A 17,240-nucleotide genomic window follows, 5' to 3' on the forward strand; every position below is an offset into this window, starting at 1 on the left:
CTGTCATGTGACAGTCACAGCATCAATTCAATATGCGTTTGGCCAGCCAACCATTCAAAGGATCTATGGATGTCTACCGCTCGCCTGCGCACCTTTCTTGCCGTGGCCCGGCACGCCAGCTTCAGCGCTGGGGCCAGGGCCATCGGCCTCAGCCAGCCGACCGCGACCAACCAGATCCAGGGGCTGGAACGCGAATTTGATGTCGAGTTGTTCCACCGCCGCGGTCGGCGCATCGAGCTGACCGCAGTTGGCCGTGCCTTGCTGCCCATTGCCCAGCAGATGTCGATGCTCGAAGCCGAGGCGACCAGCCTGCTGCGCGACAGTGGCCAGCTCAACCGGGGTGAGCTGAAGATCGGTGCAGTGGGGCCGTTTCATGTGATCGAAATGGTCGACCGCTACCGGCAGGCGTACCCACAGATCGACGTGTCCATCCGCGTGGGCAACTCTGCGTCAGTGCTGGCCGACCTGCAGGGCTATGTGACCGATATCGGTGTGTTGGCGGGGCTGCACCATGACCCGGCGTTTGTCGCACAACGTTATGCCAGGCACCCGGTCATCCTGTTCGCCCGCGCCGATCACCCCTTCGCCCGCCACGATCAGGTGCCGCTGCAAGCGCTGCAGGGGCAGCCGTTGCTGCGCCGTGAGCAGGGTTCGACTACGCGGCTGGCGCTGGACAACGCGCTGGAAGCGGCGCAGGTAACACCGCGCATCGCCATGGAAATCGGCAGCCGCGAGGCGCTGCGCGAGGCGGTGATCCGTGGCATCGGCATTGGTGCGGTGTCCGAGGCGGAATACATTGCCGACCCGCGCTTGAAGGTGATCCGCATTGCGCACGACCCGGTGTACACAGAGACTTACCTGTATTGCCTGGCGGATCGGCAGTGCAGCCAGGTCATTGCGTCGTTTCAGCGTTGCCTGCAAGCCTGGCACGGCTAAGTTGCACCGTGCCTGCTCAGCATCCGCCGTGTCACACCGCGTCGCGGCTGTCCACGCCATCGAGCAACCGCGCAATCCCCAGCGGGTTACCGTTTTTCAACGCATCCGGCAGCAGTGCATCGGGGTAGTTCTGGAAGCACACCGGGCGCAGGAAGCGGTCGACGGCCAAGGTACCGACCGAGGTGCCGCGTGCGTCGGAGGTGGCCGGGTAAGGCCCGCCATGCACCATCGCATCCGACACCTCCACCCCGGTCGGGTAGCCGTTGAGCAGCAGGCGCCCGGCCTTGCGCTCCAGCAGCGGCACCAGCGAGGCATAGGCCGCCAGGTCGTCAGGCTCGGCAATCAGGGTGGCGGTCAGCTGGCCCTGCAGGTGGTTCAGCGCTTCGGCCAGTTGCTTGGCATCGGCGACCTCCACCACTACGGTGGTGGGGCCGAACACTTCTTCCTGCAGCAGCGGGTCGCCGTTCAGCAGCAGGCTTACGTCTGCCTTGAACAGCTGCGGCTGGGCCTGGTTGCCGGTGTGTGGCTGCCCGGCCAGGTGCTGGATACCCGGGTGCGCCAGCAGGTGCTGTACACCGTTCTGGTAGCTGCGCAGGGTGCCGGCGTTGAGCATGGTCTGCGGGCCTTGGTCGGCCATGCGTGCAGCCAGCGTTTGCACGAAATGCTCGAACTGCGGCGACCGGATGCCCACCACCAGGCCTGGGTTGGTGCAGAACTGCCCGCAGCCCATCACCACCGAGGCGGCCAGTTCGCCGGCTATTTGCTCGCCACGGGCTTGCAGCGCCTGGGGCAGTACGATCACCGGGTTGATGCTGCTCATTTCGGCAAACACCGGAATTGGCTGCGGGCGTGCTGCCGCCATGTCGCACAGGGCGCGGCCACCGCGCAGCGAGCCGGTAAAACCGACCGCCTGAATGGCCGGGTGCTTGACCAGCGCCTCGCCCACACCGGCACCGTAGATCAGGTTGAACACGCCTGCCGGCACGCCGCTGCTGGCTACTGCGCGGTCAATGGCGGCAGCCACATGGGCGGCAGTGAGCATGTGCCCGCTGTGTGCCTTGAATACCACCGGGCAGCCAGCGGCCAGCGCCGAGGCGGTGTCACCGCCAGCGGTGGAGAACGCCAGCGGGAAGTTGCTAGCGCCGAACACGGCCACCGGGCCCACGCCGATTCGGTACTGGCGCAAGTCCGGGCGCGGCAGCGGGGTACGCTGGGGCAGGGCACGGTCGATGCGTGCGGCGTAGAAATCGCCACGGCGAACCACCTCGGCAAACAGCCGCAGTTGGTTGCTGGTGCGGCTGCGTTCGCCATGGATGCGGGCTTCGGGCAGCGCGGTTTCGCGCATCACATGCTGGATGAAATCGTCACCCAGTGCGTCCAGCTCGTTGGCAATGGCGTCGAGGAAGGCGGAACGCTGGGCCGGGCTGGTGCTGCGGTAAGCCGGGTAGGCGGCCTCGGCGGCCTGCACGGCGGCCTCTACTTCGTCGCCGGTCGCCTGGTGGAAGGCGTATGGCAGCGGCTCACCGGTGCGGGCGTCGACGCTGTTCAGCAGTACGTCACCGTTGCCGCTGAGTTGGCCGGCGATATGGTTCAGGCGATGTTCGATGGACATTTCGTTTCCCGTTGGCAATGACAGTCGTTGCGCTGAGACTGTAGGGCGCGAACGGGGGGCTGAATAATGATTAATGCGGATCGGGTGATAACGACCAGTTATCACCCCGAGTTTTGCGTCACTCCGCCATCTGCAACTCCGGCAGCTTCACCCGGAACGCGCGAGTCAGCCCCATCAGCACCACCAGGCCCATGCCCATCCAGCACAGGCCGATAGTGAACGACAGGCTGGTCAGGCTGCTCCACAGCCACAGCGTGCTGAGAAAGCCCAGACCAGGAATGGCACCATATAGCAGGTAGTTGCGGCCACCGCGCAGTTTCTGGTCGACCAGATAGTGCTTGACCACCGCCAGGTTCACCGCCGAGAAGGCGAACAGCGCGCCAAAGCTGATCATGTTGGCCACGGTGTCGAGGGTGATCACCAAGGCGATCAGCGACAGCAGGCTGACCACCAGGATGGCGGTGGCCGGCACGCGCTTTTTCGTCATCAGTTGGCCGAACGCCCGCGGCAATGCGCCGTCGCGGCCCATGGCGAACAGCACGCGTGACACGCTGGCCTGGGACACCATGGCCGAGGCGAAGCAGCCGGCCACGTAGGTGGCAGTGAAAGCGGTTACCAGCAGTTCGCCGCCGACACGGCGCATCACATCCACAGAGGCCGAATCCGGGTCAACGAAGCTGCCCCAGTCTGGGAACACCATCTGCGCGCAGTACGACACCACCAGGAACAGCAAGCCACCGATCAGCGAAACGGCCAGGATCGCCACCGGTATGCGGTAGGTCGGGTTGGTCGTTTCTTCGGCCATGGTCGAGACGGCGTCGAACCCCAGGAAAGACAGGCACAGCACCGCGGCGCCGGTCATGATCAGCGGCGCGCTGAAGCCTTCGTGGTGGAAGGGCGCCAGCAGCGATACCGGCTCCGCCTGTCCGCTGAGCTTCAGAATGGACAGGGCGACAAACACAATGATGAACACCAGTTGCATGACCACCAGGATCCAGTTCACCCGGGTGATGGACTCGATGCCGATCAGGTTGAGGAAAGTGACCAGGGCAATGGAGCCTGCCACCCACACCCAGGCGTGAATGGCCGGAAAGTACTCTGACATGTAGATGCCGATCAGCAGGTAGCTGAGCAGCGGCAGGAATATATAGTCGAGCAGCAGTGTCCAGCCGGTAATGAAGCCGATATGGCTGCCGAAGGCCTTGCGCGTGTAGGTGTAGACCGAGCCGGAGTAGGGGTGGGCCTGGACCATGCGGCCATAGCTGTAGGCGGTCAGCAGCATGGCGGCAAGGGTGAGCAGGTAGGCGGTGGGCAGGTGCCCTTTGGTCATCTGGGTGACCAGCCCGTACGTGGTGAATACGGCCAGGGGCACCATGTAGGCCAGGCCGAACAGTACCAGGGCAGTCAGCCCCATGGACTTGCGGAAACGGCCGGTATTGGCGCCGGGGTGCGCGGCGGTGTCATGGGCGGGGCTATGGGCTGTACTTGTTGTTGTATGCATTGCTAACTCCTGGAAAAGGATGCAGGACACCGCAGTACGCGAGCAGGCTCGTTACCGGTGGGTGAAGTGCAAGGAGGTCGAGCGGAAGGCTCGCAGCGCTGGGGCGGGTTGATGCTCCCACACCCTGCAGGTACCCGGAATCACCCTTTGGGGTGAGCGGGAACAGCCCTTGCCCGGCTCACCCCAAAGGGTGATTTCGGCGGCGGCGGTGGCGTGGGAGTATCTGGTCAACAACGCACCGCACTGGCGGCGGTGTCACTGAATAGGAACGGCAGGCCCACAGTGACTAATCAATTGCTTTCAGAACAGTGGTTCGAGCACCTGGCCAAGGTCACCGAGGCAATCGGCCGGCCGGGCTTTGCCGCCAACCTGTTTGCCGCACTTGGCGTGATCCGGCCGATCCAGGCGACCACGGTGTACCTGTACCCGCACGACGGCATGCCTTGTGCGCTGTTCGAGCAGGACGACAAGGCACCCTGGCAGCCCGAGGGCAATGTCAGCCGCTACTTGTCTGGCTTTTACTTGCTCGACCCGTTCTACGGTGCCTGTGTGGAACAGGTAGCGTCGGGGTGCTATGGGTTGTTCGAAGTGGCACCCGACCATTTCGAGGTCAGCGAGTACTACCAGTCGTTCTACCGCCACTCGCACCTGGAGGATGAGCTCAACTACATCTTGCAGGTCGCGCCGGGGCAGAGCCTGGCGGTGTCGCTGGCGTTTACCGACAAGCTGGATGCGCACACCCGCGAGCTGTTCGGGCGTATCACGCCCTGGGTGCTGGCGGTGCTGAGCAAGCACTTCGCCGGCCTGGACAGCCGTACCGGGCGCTTCGAGAACATCCTCGAACAACGCATCCACGCCGCGCTGAACAACTTCGGCAGCTCGCTGCTGACCGAGCGTGAGTGCCGTATCGCCCAGCTGATCCTGCGTGGCCACTCGACCAGGTCGCTGGCCGAGCGCCTGGGGGTGTCGGAAGACACCATCAAGTCGCACCGCAAGAACGTCTACGCCAAGCTCGACATCGGCACCCAGTCCGAGCTGTTCTCCCTGTTCATCGACGCGCTGGCCAATGCCCAGGGCGTGCTGGGCAAGGACCCGCTGGAAAGCTACATGGGCAAGCTGCGCTGAGCGCCAGCCACCCTGCAACCCCACCGCAAAGGAAAACCAACAATGAATGCGCCTTTCGCCCCGCAACGCCAGACCCGCGACTACCAGGCAGCCGATGCCGCGCACCATATCCATGCCTTCCTCGACCAGAAAGCGCTGAATGCCGAAGGGCCGCGGGTGATCGTCGGTGGCGAACGCCTGCACCTGTGGGACAGCGAGGGCAAGCGCTACCTGGATGGCATGTCTGGCCTGTGGTGCACCCAGCTCGGCTATGGCCGTCGCGACCTGACTGTCGCCGCGGCCACGCAGATGGACCAGCTGGCCTACTACAACATGTTCTTCCACACCACCCACCCGGCGGTGATCGAACTGTCCGAGCTGCTGTTCAGCCTGCTGCCCGGGCACTACAGCCACGCCATTTACACCAACTCCGGCTCCGAGGCCAACGAAGTGCTGATCCGCACGGTGCGCCGCTATTGGCAGGTGGTCGGCCAGCCGAACAAGAAGGTCATGATCGGCCGCTGGAACGGTTACCACGGCTCGACCCTGGCGGCTACGGCGCTGGGCGGCATGAAGTTCATGCACGAAATGGGCGGGCTGATCCCGGATGTTGCGCACATCGATGAGCCGTACTGGTACGCAGAGGGTGGCGAGCTGACCCCTTCCGAGTTCGGCCGCCGCTGTGCCTTGCAGCTGGAAGAAAAGATCCTGGAACTGGGGGCCGAGAATGTCGCCGGCTTTATCGCCGAGCCGTTCCAGGGCGCAGGCGGCATGATTTTCCCGCCGGAAAGCTACTGGCCGGAAATCCAGCGCATCTGCCGCCAGTACGATGTGCTGTTGTGCGCCGATGAGGTGATTGGCGGCTTTGGCCGCACCGGGGAGTGGTTCGCACACGAATACTTCGGCTTCGAGCCCGACACCCTGTCGATTGCCAAGGGTCTGACCAGCGGCTATGTGCCGATGGGTGGCCTGGTACTGAGCAAGCGCATTGCCGAGGCACTGGTGGAACGCGGCGGGGTGTTTGCCCACGGCCTGACCTATTCCGGCCACCCGGTGGCGGCGGCGGTGGCGATTGCCAACCTGAAGGCGCTGCGCGACGAAGGCATCGTGGCCCAGGTGAAGGATGACACCGGGCCGTACCTGCAGCGCATCCTGCGCGAAGTGTTCGCCGACCATCCATTGATTGGCCAGGTACAGGGCGCCGGCTTGGTGGCGGCGTTGCAATTCGCCGAGCACAAACCGACGCGCAAACGCTTTGCCAACGAGAATGACCTGGCCTGGCAATGCCGCACCTTTGGTTTCGAGGAGGGGGTGATCATTCGCTCAACCTTGGGCCGGATGATCATGGCGCCGGCCCTGATCGCCAACCACAGCGAGCTGGATGAGCTGGTGGAGAAAACCCGCATTGCCGTGGACCGCACCGCTCGGTTGGTTGGCAAGCTCTAAGCCGTTGCCAAGGGCAACCGGTTTCCCCTGTGGGAGCGGGCATGCCCGCGAACACCGGCCAAGCCGGTGCCATCCTCCGTGTCGCCTGATTCGCGGGCACGCCCGCTCCCACAAGGGGGAGCACGGCGCGCTTGCGGACTGTGCGGTACCTGTTACTTCCGCAAAATGATCGCCACTGCGGTCGCCTGGAGTACAAATGTACACCCTCGAATGCTGGCAACAACGTGCCTCTGACCTCTACCTGCCATCCAAAGCGCTGATCAATGGCAAACCCGTCGACGCACAGGATCGCAACACCTTCGCCGCCATCAACCCCGCCACCAACACCGTACTGGCCCAGGTCGCCGCCTGCGGCCAGGCCGAGGTCGATCTTGCAGTGGCCAGCGCCCGGCGCGCGTTCGAACATGGCCCCTGGCCGCGCATGGCCCCCGGCGAGCGCAAGAAGGTGCTGCTGCGCCTGGCCGAGCTGATCATGGCCCATCGCGAAGAACTGGCGTTGCTGGACTCGCTGAACATGGGCAAGCCGGTGATGGACGCCTACAACATCGACGTGCCGGGCTCGGCCCATGTGTTTGCCTGGTACGGCGAGGCACTGGACAAGCTCTACGATCAGGTGGCACCCACTGCGCCCAATGCACTCGTCACCATCACCCGGGAAGCACTCGGCGTGGTTGCCGCCGTGGTGCCATGGAACTTCCCGCTCGACATGGCCGCCTGGAAGCTTGCTCCGGCGCTGGCAGCTGGCAACAGCGTGGTGCTCAAACCTGCCGAACAATCACCATTCTCGGCGCTGCGCCTGGCCCAGCTGGCGCTGGAAGCCGGCGTGCCGGAAGGGGTGCTGAACGTGGTGCCGGGCCTGGGCGAGCAGGCCGGGCAGGCGCTGGGCCTGCACCCGGATGTGGACTGCCTGGTGTTCACCGGTTCCACCCAGGTGGGCAAGTACTTCATGCAGTACTCGGCGCAGTCCAACCTCAAGCAGGTGTGGCTGGAGTGCGGCGGCAAGAGCCCCAACCTGGTGTTCGAAAACTGCCAGGACCTGGACCTGGCGGCGGAAAAGGCCGCATTCGGTATTTTCTTCAACCAGGGCGAGGTGTGTTCGGCCAACTCACGGCTGTACGTGCAGCGCTCCATCCATGACGAATTTGTCGAGCGCCTGCAAGCCAAAGCCCGCCAGTGGTTGCCCGGCAACCCGCTGGACCCGGCGAGCCGTGCTGGTGCCATTGTCGATGCCGAACAAACCGGCCGCATCGAAGCCGCCATTGCGCGCGCCGGGCAAGAGGGCGCACGGTTGGTGTGTGGCGGTCGGCGCCTGAGCATCGAAGGCTCTGACAACTACATCGAGCCGACCATTTTTGCTGGTGTGGATGCCCGCATCAGCCTGGCGCAGGAGGAAGTGTTCGGGCCAGTGCTGGCAGTCAGCGCCTTCGACACGGAAGAAGAAGCGGTGCGCCTGGCCAACGACAGCATCTATGGGCTGGCGGCATCGGTGTGGAGCGATGACTTCAACCAGGTGCACCGGGTAGCGAGGGCGTTGAAAGCCGGCACCGTGTCGGTGAACACGGTCGATGCGCTGGATGTGACGGTGCCCTTCGGCGGTGGCAAGCAGTCGGGGTTCGGGCGCGACCTGTCGCTGCATTCGTTCGACAAGTATTCGCAGCTAAAGACTACCTGGTACCAGTTGAGCGGCTGAGGTTCGCAGAGCACCCGGCATTGCCGAACGGGTGATGGCGATTGCCGACAACTTCGAGCGCAGGAATGCCTGCCACCTGATGCAAGCATCGGGCGACAAAAAATCAGATCAGGCTGACAGTGATGTCCGCCGCAGCAGTTTCAGCGCCTGTGAGATCGAGCGCCGCCCGCGCGGCGCTCGATCTTGCAAACGCTGCAAACCTTTCGGCGTACCTCACTCGTACCCTTGCACCCCGGCAATGTGCCGTCCGGCCACATAACCAAAGGTAAGCGCCGGGCCCAGGTTGATGCCACCCGACGGGTACCAGCCACCAAACACGCTGGCCATGTCTGTACCCGCCGCATACAGCCCCGGGATCGGCTGCCCGGCCTCATCCAGCACGCGGGCACTGCCATCGGTGCGCAGCCCGGCAAAGGTGCCAAAGCAGCCAGGCTTCACCTTCACCGCATAGAACGGGCCATGCTCGATGGGCGCTACACAAGGGTTGGGCCCTTTGTACAGCGGGTCGCCCTGTTTGCGGTTGAACGGTGTAGAGCCACGGCCAAATGCCGGGTCCTGGCCTTTGCGGGCATGGGTGTTGAAGTCATCCACCGTGGCGCGTAACCCGGACGGGTCGATCCCACAGGCCTGGGCAAGTTGTTCCAGCGTGGCGCCACGTTTGAGGTAGCCATTGCGCACATGCGGCCATACCGGCAGCGGTGCCGGGCGGGCATGGCCCAGGCCATAGCGGCGCAAGAAGCGATGGTCGCAGACCAGCCATGAGCACACTTCCTCAGCCGGCGGCACCGCCGCGACCATGGCAGACACATAGTCGTAATAGCCATGCGCTTCATTGACAAAACGCTTGCCGTTGGCCAACACGCCTATGATGCCGGGCTTGCCGCGCTCGATGATGTGCGGGAAGTGGCCGACGCTGCCATCGCGGTGCGGCACTTGCGAAACCGGTGCCCAGGCTACAGGCGATTTGAGGTCGGTGGCGACCACGCCACCGGCCGACTCACCCAGGCGCAGCCCGTCACCGGAACAACCCTGTGGCGGCAGGGCGAGGTTGTCGTAGCCGCTGGCATCACGCGGGAAAAGCTGCCGGCGCCGGACGTTGTCGTTGGGGAAGCCACCTGCCGCGAGTACCACGGCCCTGGCCCGGATCTGCCGATCACCTTTCGGTGTGCTCACCAGCACCCCTCGCACCTGGCCATCTTCGACCAGCAGGCGTTTGGCCGGCGCCGATTCCTGCAGGTGCACGCCCAGGTCTTGTGCCGACTTGGCCAGGCGCGCCACCAGCGCCACACCATTGACCAGGTGCATCGCCCGGCCATACCGGGCCAGGTGATACAGGTGCCGGCCAAAACGTTTGCACACGTGCAGCAAGGCCTTGGGCGACCGGGTCATGTTGAGGAAGGCGGCAAGGTCGGCGCCGGCCATGATCGGCATGCCCATGAACGAGGTTTCGCGAAGGGTCTTGCGCAGGCGTGGCAGCAAGGCGCCAACCTGGCGGGCATCGTACGGCGCAGCGATCACCTGGTGCCCGCCCTGGGCGGCACCTGGCGTGTCGCCATGCATGTCCGGAATACCGTTGCCGTCGGCAAACTGCAGGGCTGTGTGCTTCTCGAAGAACGCCACCATATGCGGGCAGGCCTCGAGGAAGGCATCCACGCGCTCGGCGTTGTAATACGCCCCCAGCTCATTGCGCAGGTAGGTGCGTGGCTGCTCGATGTCTTCCACAATGCCCGCCCGCTGTGCCAAGGGGTTGCGTGGCACCCATGCCCAGCCGCCAGACCAGGCGGTGGCACCGCCAAACACGGGCTCCTTCTCTAGCACAATCACCTTCTGCCCATGCCACGCAGCCGTCACGGCCGCAGCCAGCCCGGCGGCGCCGGAGCCTATGACCAGTACATCGTATTCGGTATCAAGAGCAGCAGAAGGCATTGCGGCGTTCCTGTTTTGTTATTAGAACAAGGTTCCATATTTTTGTCCGCAGCGCCTGTGCCTGCAAGGGCATAGCCGCTTGGTAAGGCAACTACTGGGCGATAACCGGACATTTCACCGCGTCCTGGCTGCGCCCTCTACCGCTGATGTGGAATCATCTTCTAGAATCCGCAAAAAATTCAGGGACCTGTGTCATGGCTGGTAGTCAGATCGAACGCGCCTTCAGTCTTGTAGAAAGCCTTACCGGTGAACCTCAGGGGCTGCCATTGCAAACCCTGGCCGAGCGCCTGGACATTCCCAAGAGCGCAGCCCACCGCATGCTCACCGAGCTGGTGCGGCTGGGCTATGTGCGGCAGAACCGCGACAACAGCCGCTACCAGTTAACGGCAAAGCTGGTGGCGCTTGGGTTTCGTTACCTGTCCAGCAACGGCGCCGACATCATCCAGCCGATTCTCGACCGCCTGGCCCAGGACAGCGGTGAGCTGGTGCGCCTTGGGGTGATCGACGGTGCCCGGCAGACCTGGATCGCCAAGTCCCAAGGCGCCCGCTCCGGGCTGCGCTACGACCCGGACATGGGCCGCGATGCGCCGCTGTTCTACACCGCCTCCGGGCACGCCTGGCTGGCCAGCCTGGACGATGAGCAGGCGCTGCAGATGGTGTTGCGCCAAGGCATTGCCGACCCTTCACAGTTCGGCCCGAACGCGCCACGCTCCACCGACGCGCTGCTCGCCTACCTGCACCGTGCCCGGGAGCTGGGATATGCCTGGGTGGAGGAAACCTCGGCCGTCGGGACCTCGGCCTTGGCGGCGGTGGTGCGTCGCCCGCAAACTGACGAGGTGATCGGCGTATTGAGCATTGCCGGCCCCAGCGCACGGATGGCGCAAAGCCGCCTGGCAGAACTGGCGCCACTGTTGCTGGCGGCGGCGCAAGAGCTGTCCGCTGCTAGCCGGGCAAGCGAATTATTCGCCTGAAGGCACATTACTGGTCGATTACCGCACAGTCTGTTCTGCCGGTTCTTTTGAAAAACTGAACATGGTTCTAAATTGTCGAGTGCTGATTCTGGAATCTGGTTTCAGAATCAGCACAACAACAATCACAAGAGGACAGGCTGTTGAACGCACCCCTTCGTATTGCCCTGATCGGCGCCGGCATCATGGGCCGCCAGCACTACCAGCACTTGCGTAATGTGCCGCAAGCCCAACTGTGTGCGATAGCCGACCCCGGTCCGCAGGCCGAAGTTTTTGCCGCCGAATGGGGTGTGCCCTGTTTTGCCGACCACCGACAGATGCTGGAGCGTGTGCGCCCCGAGGCAGTGATCGTTGCCAACCCGAACAACCTGCATGTGGCGACCGCGCTGGATTGCATCGAGGCTGGCGTGCCAGTGCTGGTCGAGAAACCGGTGGGTGTGCACCTGGATGAAGTCCGTGCATTGGTAGAGGCATCGCGCAGTCGGGGTGTACCGGTGCTGGTTGGCCATCACCGGCGGCACAATCCACTGATCGCCAAGGCGCACCAGGTGATTGCAGACGGCAAGCTGGGCCGGCTGATCAACGTCACCGCACTGTGGCAGCTGCAAAAACCTGACAGCTACTTCGACACCCCATGGCGTCGCGAGCCGGGGGCTGGCTTCTTGCTGACCAACCTGATCCATGACCTCGACTTGCTGCGCCATCTGTGCGGCGAGGTGGTGCAGGTGCAGGCATTCACCCGTAACGACGTACGCGGTTTTGCCAACGAAGACAGCGCGGCGGTGCTTTTGCAGTTCGCCAACGGTGCGCTGGGCAGCCTCACCGGCTCCGATGCGGTAGCCGCGCCCTGGAGCTGGGAGCTGGACTCTGGCGAAAGCCCGATGTACCCGCGCCAGGATGGCCAGCCATGCTACCTGCTGGCCGGCACCCAAGGGGCGCTCAGCATCCCCCAGCTCAAGCGCTGGCACTACGCCGAGGCGGGGGCGGGCTGGCACACGCCGCTGCTGCAGAGCGAAGAAACCATTCCTGGCGGCGAGGCATTGACCTTGCAGTTGCAGCATTTCGTGCGGGTAGCCCGGGGTGAGCAGGCGCCGCTGATCGACGCTGCCGACGCTGGCCGCACCCTGGCGCTGGTCGAAGCCATTCGCCAGGCCTCACAAAGCGGACGAGCCTGTGCGCCCGAGCAGATTGCCTAAGCCGACCTTGACTTATTTTTGGTGACGAACAATGACTGATCGAATTTTCTCCCTCGCCGCCCTGACGGTCCTCGAACTGTCCCCGCCGGACATGGTCGAGGCAGCTGCCCGCGCCGGTTACAGCCACGTTGGCCTGCGCCTGGTGCCGGCCACCGAACAGGAGCAGCATTTCCCGCTGGTGGCCGACGCCGACCTGCGCCGGCACACCCAGGCGCGCCTGCGCGACACCGGTATCAAGGTGCTCGACCTGGAGATACTGCGCCTGAAGCCCGAAACCTGCGTGGCCGATTTCGAGCCTATTCTGGCGGTAGGCGCCGAGCTGGGTGGCACAGAGCTGCTGGTGGCTGGCAACGACCCGGATGAAGCCCGTCTGACCGAGCGCTTTGCCGCGTTGTGTGACCTGGCAGCGGGGTATGGCATTTACCCGCATCTGGAGTTCATGCCCTGGACTGATGTGCGCGACCTGAGCCAGGCCATGCGGGTGGTGGCCAACGCCGACCGCAGCAATGGCTGCGTACTGGTGGATGCCTTCCACTTCAATCGCTCCCGGTCTTCGCTGGACGACCTGGCACAACTGGCGCCGCAGCGCATGCGCTACGCCCAGCTGTGCGACGTCGCCGGCCCGGTACCGGCCGACATGGACGAAATCCTGCGCCAGGCGCGTAACGAGCGGCGCTTCCCTGGTGACGGCGATGCCGACCTGGTCAGCTTGCTGCGCGGCTTGCCGCCAACCGTGCCGCTAAGCCTGGAAATCCCCACTCGGCAGTTGCTTGAGCAGGGCATCAGCGGCGAACAGCGCGCGCGTATGGCGCTGGAGAAAGCCATGGCGGTATTGGCCACAGCCTGATTCGACCGGCAATGTGGCTTTGCGGGAGCAACCGTCTTGCTCACACGATGAAGTTTGCACGATCACAGGGGGACCGGGCTTACCCGCGAACACCGGCGGAGCCGGTGCCATTCACCGTGTTGGATTCTTCGCGGGTAAACCCGCTCCCACAGGTAATCGCGCAGGCTTCAGGCTTATGCAGTACCTGTGGTGACAACTGTATTGCGCAACACCCGAGAGCTAGCGCGATCACTGTGGGAGCGGGCTTGCCCCGCGAACTCCGGCGGAGCCGGTGCCATTCACCGTGTTGGATTCTTCGCGGGTAAACCCGCTCCCACAGGTAATCGCGCAGGCTTCAGGCATATGCAGTACCTGTGGTGACAACTGTCTTGCACAACACCCGAGAGCTAGCGCGGTCACTGTGGGAGCGGGCTTGCCCCGCGAACACCGGCGGAGCCGGTGCCATTCTCCGTGTGATCACCGAAAAAAAAGGGCCCGCAAGGGCCCCGTAGAGGTAAGTGGCTAGCGCCCTCAGGCGCTCTCGACCTTGCGTGGTGCCATGAAGTACATCCACACCAGCGCCAGGAAATACATGGCCGGGATCATCGTGAACAACACGGCATAGTTGTTGTTGGTGGCGGTCAGCACGCTGCCGACGATCTGCGTCATGAACATCCCGCCAATCGCCGCGCACATGCTGCCGAAGCCGAATACCGTGCTCACCAGGTGCTTGGGTGTGTAGTCCATCACCAAGCTCCAGATATTCGCTGTCCACGCCTGATGCGCGCCTACCGCCAGCGAGATGGCCGCCACGGCGACCCACAGGCCACTGGCGTTGGCGGCAAAGACGACGCTGACCATGGTGCAGGCAAAGATCAGCATCGACACCAGTCGCGCGGTGGTGGCCCGCACGCCTCGGCCAATCAGCCAGGACGACAGGATGCCGCCACCGATGCTGCCGAAGTCCGCCGTCAGCCAGATGATGATCAGCGGGATGCCCATCTGGGTCACGTTGATGCCCAGGCTGTATTGCTGGTTGAGAAACGGCGGCAGCCAGTACAGGTAGAACCAGAACACCGGCGCCGTAATCGCATAGGCCACCGCAAAAGCCCAGGTGCCGCGCAGGCGCAGAATACGGCTGAACGGCACGCGGGTCGGCTCTGGCTCGTCATCCTGCTGGATGTACTGCACCTCGCTCTGGCGCACGCTGGGATGGTCTTCAGGGTTGTAGTACTTCAACACCCACAGCACCACCCACACCAGGCCCAGGCAGCCCATGGCAATAAACGCGGCCTGCCAGCCCCACACAGCGAGGATCAGCGGCAGCAGGGCCGGCGTGACCATGGCGCCGACGTTGGTGCCGGCGTTGAACAGGCCGGTAGCGATCGCCCGCTCACCCGCCGGGAACCACAACCGCACGGTCTTCACGCAGGCCGGGTAGTTGGCGGCCTCGGTCAGGCCCAGGATGAACCGGCAGACCATGAAGCCGGCTGCTGAAGTGGCCAGGCCATGGGCGCCGGTGGCCAGGCTCCACAGCAGCACGGCGAAGAAGAAGGCGCGTTTTACGCCAACCTTGTCGATCAGCCGGCCCTGCAGCAGAAAGCCGATGGCATAGCCAACCTGGAACCAGAAGTTGATGTTGGCGTAGTCCATCGCCGTCCAGCTCATCTCCTTGGCCAGCACGGGCTGCATGATGCCAAGGGCGGCGCGGTCGATGTAGTTCAGGGTGGTGGCGAAGAACACCAGGGCGAGCATGCCCCAGCGGGTCTTGCCGACGCCGAAGGCGCCGCGAAGCTTGTCGCCAATCGAACCCTGATGCATCCGGGGCGCGGCGGGGGTGGTCTTGGTGTGGTTCATAGACTGCTCGTTTCTTGAAATTGTATTCAGCTGCGGTGCTACGGGTACGTGACCGGCTCCCAGGCAGGACGGGCACGCAAGGCCGGTGCATGGTGAGCAGTGAAGGCGGCAGCGTCAATTCAAGAGACGGGCTACTGTTCGGTTACCGAACGGTTGCGTTGGCTTGCGGGCGCGGCAGGGATTCACGCCAATAAAGGGTAGAAGGCTTTCAACCTGGTTGCCTGATGGGGCGCAGGTCCAGAAGGGAAGGACAGGCTGTGGTGGTCGTGCCTGGCAGGGTCAGGGGGGCTACTGGGCAGATTTGGGCGTGTTCACAGACCATGCAGTTGCCCAGCTTTCGACCTCCTCCCGGCCGTACTGCTGAATCCACAACCGCACGGTTTTGTGCAGGGTGCTCTTTGCTTCAACTTCCTGCCCTGTGTGTGGGTTTATATAGTATTTGCTTTGCCGGGCTCTATAAAGTCGGGGCGGTGCGACAGGACGGCATTGCTGATAGACCTCGTCAATGTTGGTCGTGCATTCGCTCTCGATGATGGCCAGGACATGGGACAGATTGAATTGATATTCGGCAAGCAGCATGTGAAGTTTGCTTTCAAATTCGAAGTCACGGATGAGGTTGGGGTCGATTTTAATGAAGGAAAGTTCGGGCTTTGCCGTAAGCAGTCGTTCGAGGGCACGGAATTCGGCGAGGCGGGACATGGCTTATCTCCATCGGGCGATGAGATAAGTGTTAGTGGTTGTCGGGCGTAAATGCAAGCGGTGAAATAATTTGATGGATTTTTCTTGATAACCCATGGGGCTGTGTTGAGCGTGGGCTGTTTAGTTCTAAGTGCCCTGTGTAAGAATATTCCCACGCTGGAGGCTATTATAATATCGTCAATTACCATGGGGTACTGTGCCTGTGAGCGCATCCTCGTTATTTGGACCGAAGAACGGCCCAATCAATTGATTGACCGGCTTCAAAACCGAGGGAGAGGTTTGGTTTTAACGCTGGGGTTTACCGCATTCGGCTCAGTGCCGGTATTTGCTTTCAATCAATGAGCCAACCCTGGTCCCCCTCGATCAGAGCCCCTCCGTGGCTGGTAGTGTCTCCCTCCCTCGCTGCGGGTTGGCCCTCGATAATCGTGCATGCAGCGCCGGTTTCGATGACTGCGCCACAACTGATGCGGTCGCCCACGCGTGCGACGGCCCTGCCATCCACGAATGTTGCGCTTGCGCCGGTTTCCGCAGTGCCTTCGCCATGGAGCGGGCAGCTATGGCGATGGCCTACCAGTACGATGGGTTTCATTTGCGCTTCCTTTTGCGGAGTTGAACGGGGGGTTCTTCGAAGGCTGCTGGGGGCGGTGGTGCTGCTCGGACGTTGAAAAGTTTGCAGATGAAGTACCAGCAGATGGCAACGGTGAGGTTGTAGGGGAACAGCACGGCCCAGAACGGCAGTTGCCAGTTCTTTTTGCCCTGCATTTCACCGGGCTCGCCTGTTCGCCAGGGCGCGTAGTGTTGCCAGGCTTCTGCCGGCGTCAGGCAGATGGCGTGCAGCGGTTTGTGCCACCAGTTGGGTTCGCCGGGCGGGGGCAGATTGTCCGGGCCGTGATCCATGAAATGGCGAAGGTATTCCCAGACTTCAGCGACGTGTTTGACGCCGGGTTCGGTGGGTTCGTTGCTGTCGACCCAGAGACAGTCTTTTTGGTGGAGGCTGCCATCCTCCCGGCGAGGGGCGAATGCGAGGGCGTAACCGGTGCTGAATGATGAACCGCCGTATTCGGTACGCTTGAAAATACCACCTCCGGTGTTGCTCCACTCAAAGACTAATACCTTGCTCAAGCGTCGGTAGTAGATTTTTTGAGTTGAGCGATTGAGGCAGAAACTTGATAAGTGTTTAATGAAATATATTCGGTAAATTAGAAATGGAAGGAAAATGAAAGGGCCTGTTGCCGTTCCAATGAGCAAAATTGGGCTGAAAGTGTATGGTTCCCAAGCTTCGTTGGATAGCAAGTCAGGGTAGAGGAAAATTATCAATACTATTATCAATGCGCAGTACAGTTTTCCCATGAATACGGAATCTGTTACCCATGGGTTTCGCAGGCATAAAGTGTCTCCGTATAAGCTTAGAAGCTGCCCGCCAATGGCCGGCTTAGTTCGGGAGTCTGAGGTTGGGCTAAATATCCAGGTGGTTGTCAT

The 17,240-nt window shown here is 62.8% G+C and carries 14 protein-coding genes; 7 read left to right on the forward strand and 7 right to left on the reverse strand.

What is annotated here, in order from left to right; all coding sequences use genetic code 11:
- Positions 1-69: 69 nt before the first annotated feature.
- On the forward strand, positions 70-936 hold the full coding sequence (locus tag OZ911_RS10830; RefSeq protein ID WP_016486106.1) for a LysR substrate-binding domain-containing protein: 867 nt from the start codon (positions 70-72) through the stop codon (positions 934-936).
- Between the two features lie 31 nt (positions 937-967).
- Here the strand turns inward: OZ911_RS10830 and OZ911_RS10835 are convergent, their stop codons facing one another.
- Both OZ911_RS10835 and OZ911_RS10840 read right to left on the reverse strand, forming a co-directional pair.
- Complete coding sequence (locus OZ911_RS10835) at positions 968-2,548, reverse strand: aldehyde dehydrogenase (NADP(+)) (protein WP_023047307.1); 1,581 nt, start codon at positions 2,546-2,548, stop codon at positions 968-970.
- Between the two features lie 118 nt (positions 2,549-2,666).
- On the reverse strand, positions 2,667-4,049 hold the full coding sequence (locus tag OZ911_RS10840; RefSeq protein WP_060516325.1) for an APC family permease: 1,383 nt from the start codon (positions 4,047-4,049) through the stop codon (positions 2,667-2,669).
- A gap of 282 nt (positions 4,050-4,331) precedes the next feature.
- On the opposite strand from OZ911_RS10840, the gene OZ911_RS10845 reads away from it, so the two are divergent.
- The 3 genes from OZ911_RS10845 to OZ911_RS10855 all read left to right on the forward strand — a co-directional run bounded on the left by OZ911_RS10845 (position 4,332) and on the right by OZ911_RS10855 (position 8,289).
- Positions 4,332-5,174: a helix-turn-helix transcriptional regulator gene (locus OZ911_RS10845; protein ID WP_016486109.1), complete on the forward strand. Its 843-nt coding sequence runs from the start codon at positions 4,332-4,334 to the stop codon at positions 5,172-5,174.
- Positions 5,175-5,216: 42 nt separating this feature from the next.
- The gene (locus tag OZ911_RS10850) at positions 5,217-6,599 is read left to right on the forward strand and encodes an aspartate aminotransferase family protein (protein ID WP_016486110.1); all 1,383 of its coding nucleotides are present in this window, start codon (positions 5,217-5,219) and stop codon (positions 6,597-6,599) included.
- A gap of 196 nt (positions 6,600-6,795) precedes the next feature.
- Positions 6,796-8,289: an aldehyde dehydrogenase gene (locus OZ911_RS10855; RefSeq protein WP_070086885.1), complete on the forward strand. Its 1,494-nt coding sequence runs from the start codon at positions 6,796-6,798 to the stop codon at positions 8,287-8,289.
- Between the two features lie 213 nt (positions 8,290-8,502).
- Here OZ911_RS10855 and OZ911_RS10860 read toward each other — a convergent pair whose 3' ends face one another.
- Positions 8,503-10,215 (reverse strand): FAD-dependent oxidoreductase, encoded by a 1,713-nt coding sequence (locus tag OZ911_RS10860; protein ID WP_023047999.1) that lies wholly within the window; start codon positions 10,213-10,215, stop codon positions 8,503-8,505.
- Between the two features lie 194 nt (positions 10,216-10,409).
- Between OZ911_RS10860 and OZ911_RS10865 the strand changes: the two genes are divergently transcribed.
- The 3 genes from OZ911_RS10865 (at position 10,410) to OZ911_RS10875 (ending at position 13,226) form a co-directional block, all read left to right on the forward strand.
- A complete protein-coding gene (locus OZ911_RS10865; RefSeq protein ID WP_016486113.1) occupies positions 10,410-11,186 on the forward strand; it encodes an IclR family transcriptional regulator in 777 nt (258 codons plus the stop codon).
- A gap of 140 nt (positions 11,187-11,326) precedes the next feature.
- On the forward strand, positions 11,327-12,379 hold the full coding sequence (locus OZ911_RS10870) for a Gfo/Idh/MocA family protein (protein ID WP_016486114.1): 1,053 nt from the start codon (positions 11,327-11,329) through the stop codon (positions 12,377-12,379).
- 31 nt (positions 12,380-12,410) lie between these two features.
- Positions 12,411-13,226, forward strand: coding sequence for a sugar phosphate isomerase/epimerase family protein (locus OZ911_RS10875; RefSeq protein WP_016486115.1), 816 nt, complete (start codon positions 12,411-12,413; stop codon positions 13,224-13,226).
- 510 nt (positions 13,227-13,736) lie between these two features.
- On the opposite strand, the gene OZ911_RS10880 is transcribed toward OZ911_RS10875, so the two are convergent.
- The 4 genes from OZ911_RS10880 to OZ911_RS10895 form a co-directional block, all read right to left on the reverse strand.
- Complete coding sequence (locus OZ911_RS10880) at positions 13,737-15,026, reverse strand: MFS transporter (protein ID WP_371855216.1); 1,290 nt, start codon at positions 15,024-15,026, stop codon at positions 13,737-13,739.
- Positions 15,027-15,350: 324 nt separating this feature from the next.
- Positions 15,351-15,761 carry a histone-like nucleoid-structuring protein, MvaT/MvaU family gene (locus OZ911_RS10885; RefSeq protein WP_023048000.1) on the reverse strand — a complete coding sequence of 137 codons (411 nt, stop codon included), beginning with the start codon at positions 15,759-15,761 and terminating at the stop codon, positions 15,351-15,353.
- Between the two features lie 331 nt (positions 15,762-16,092).
- The gene (locus tag OZ911_RS10890) at positions 16,093-16,350 is read right to left on the reverse strand and encodes a PAAR domain-containing protein (protein WP_023048001.1); all 258 of its coding nucleotides are present in this window, start codon (positions 16,348-16,350) and stop codon (positions 16,093-16,095) included.
- A complete protein-coding gene (locus OZ911_RS10895) occupies positions 16,347-17,240 on the reverse strand; it encodes a hypothetical protein (protein ID WP_070086884.1) in 894 nt (297 codons plus the stop codon). The genes OZ911_RS10890 and OZ911_RS10895 overlap by 4 nt, the downstream gene beginning before the upstream one ends.

Source organism: Pseudomonas fortuita, from assembly GCF_026898135.2.
GTDB classification, from domain to species: domain Bacteria; phylum Pseudomonadota; class Gammaproteobacteria; order Pseudomonadales; family Pseudomonadaceae; genus Aquipseudomonas; species Aquipseudomonas fortuita.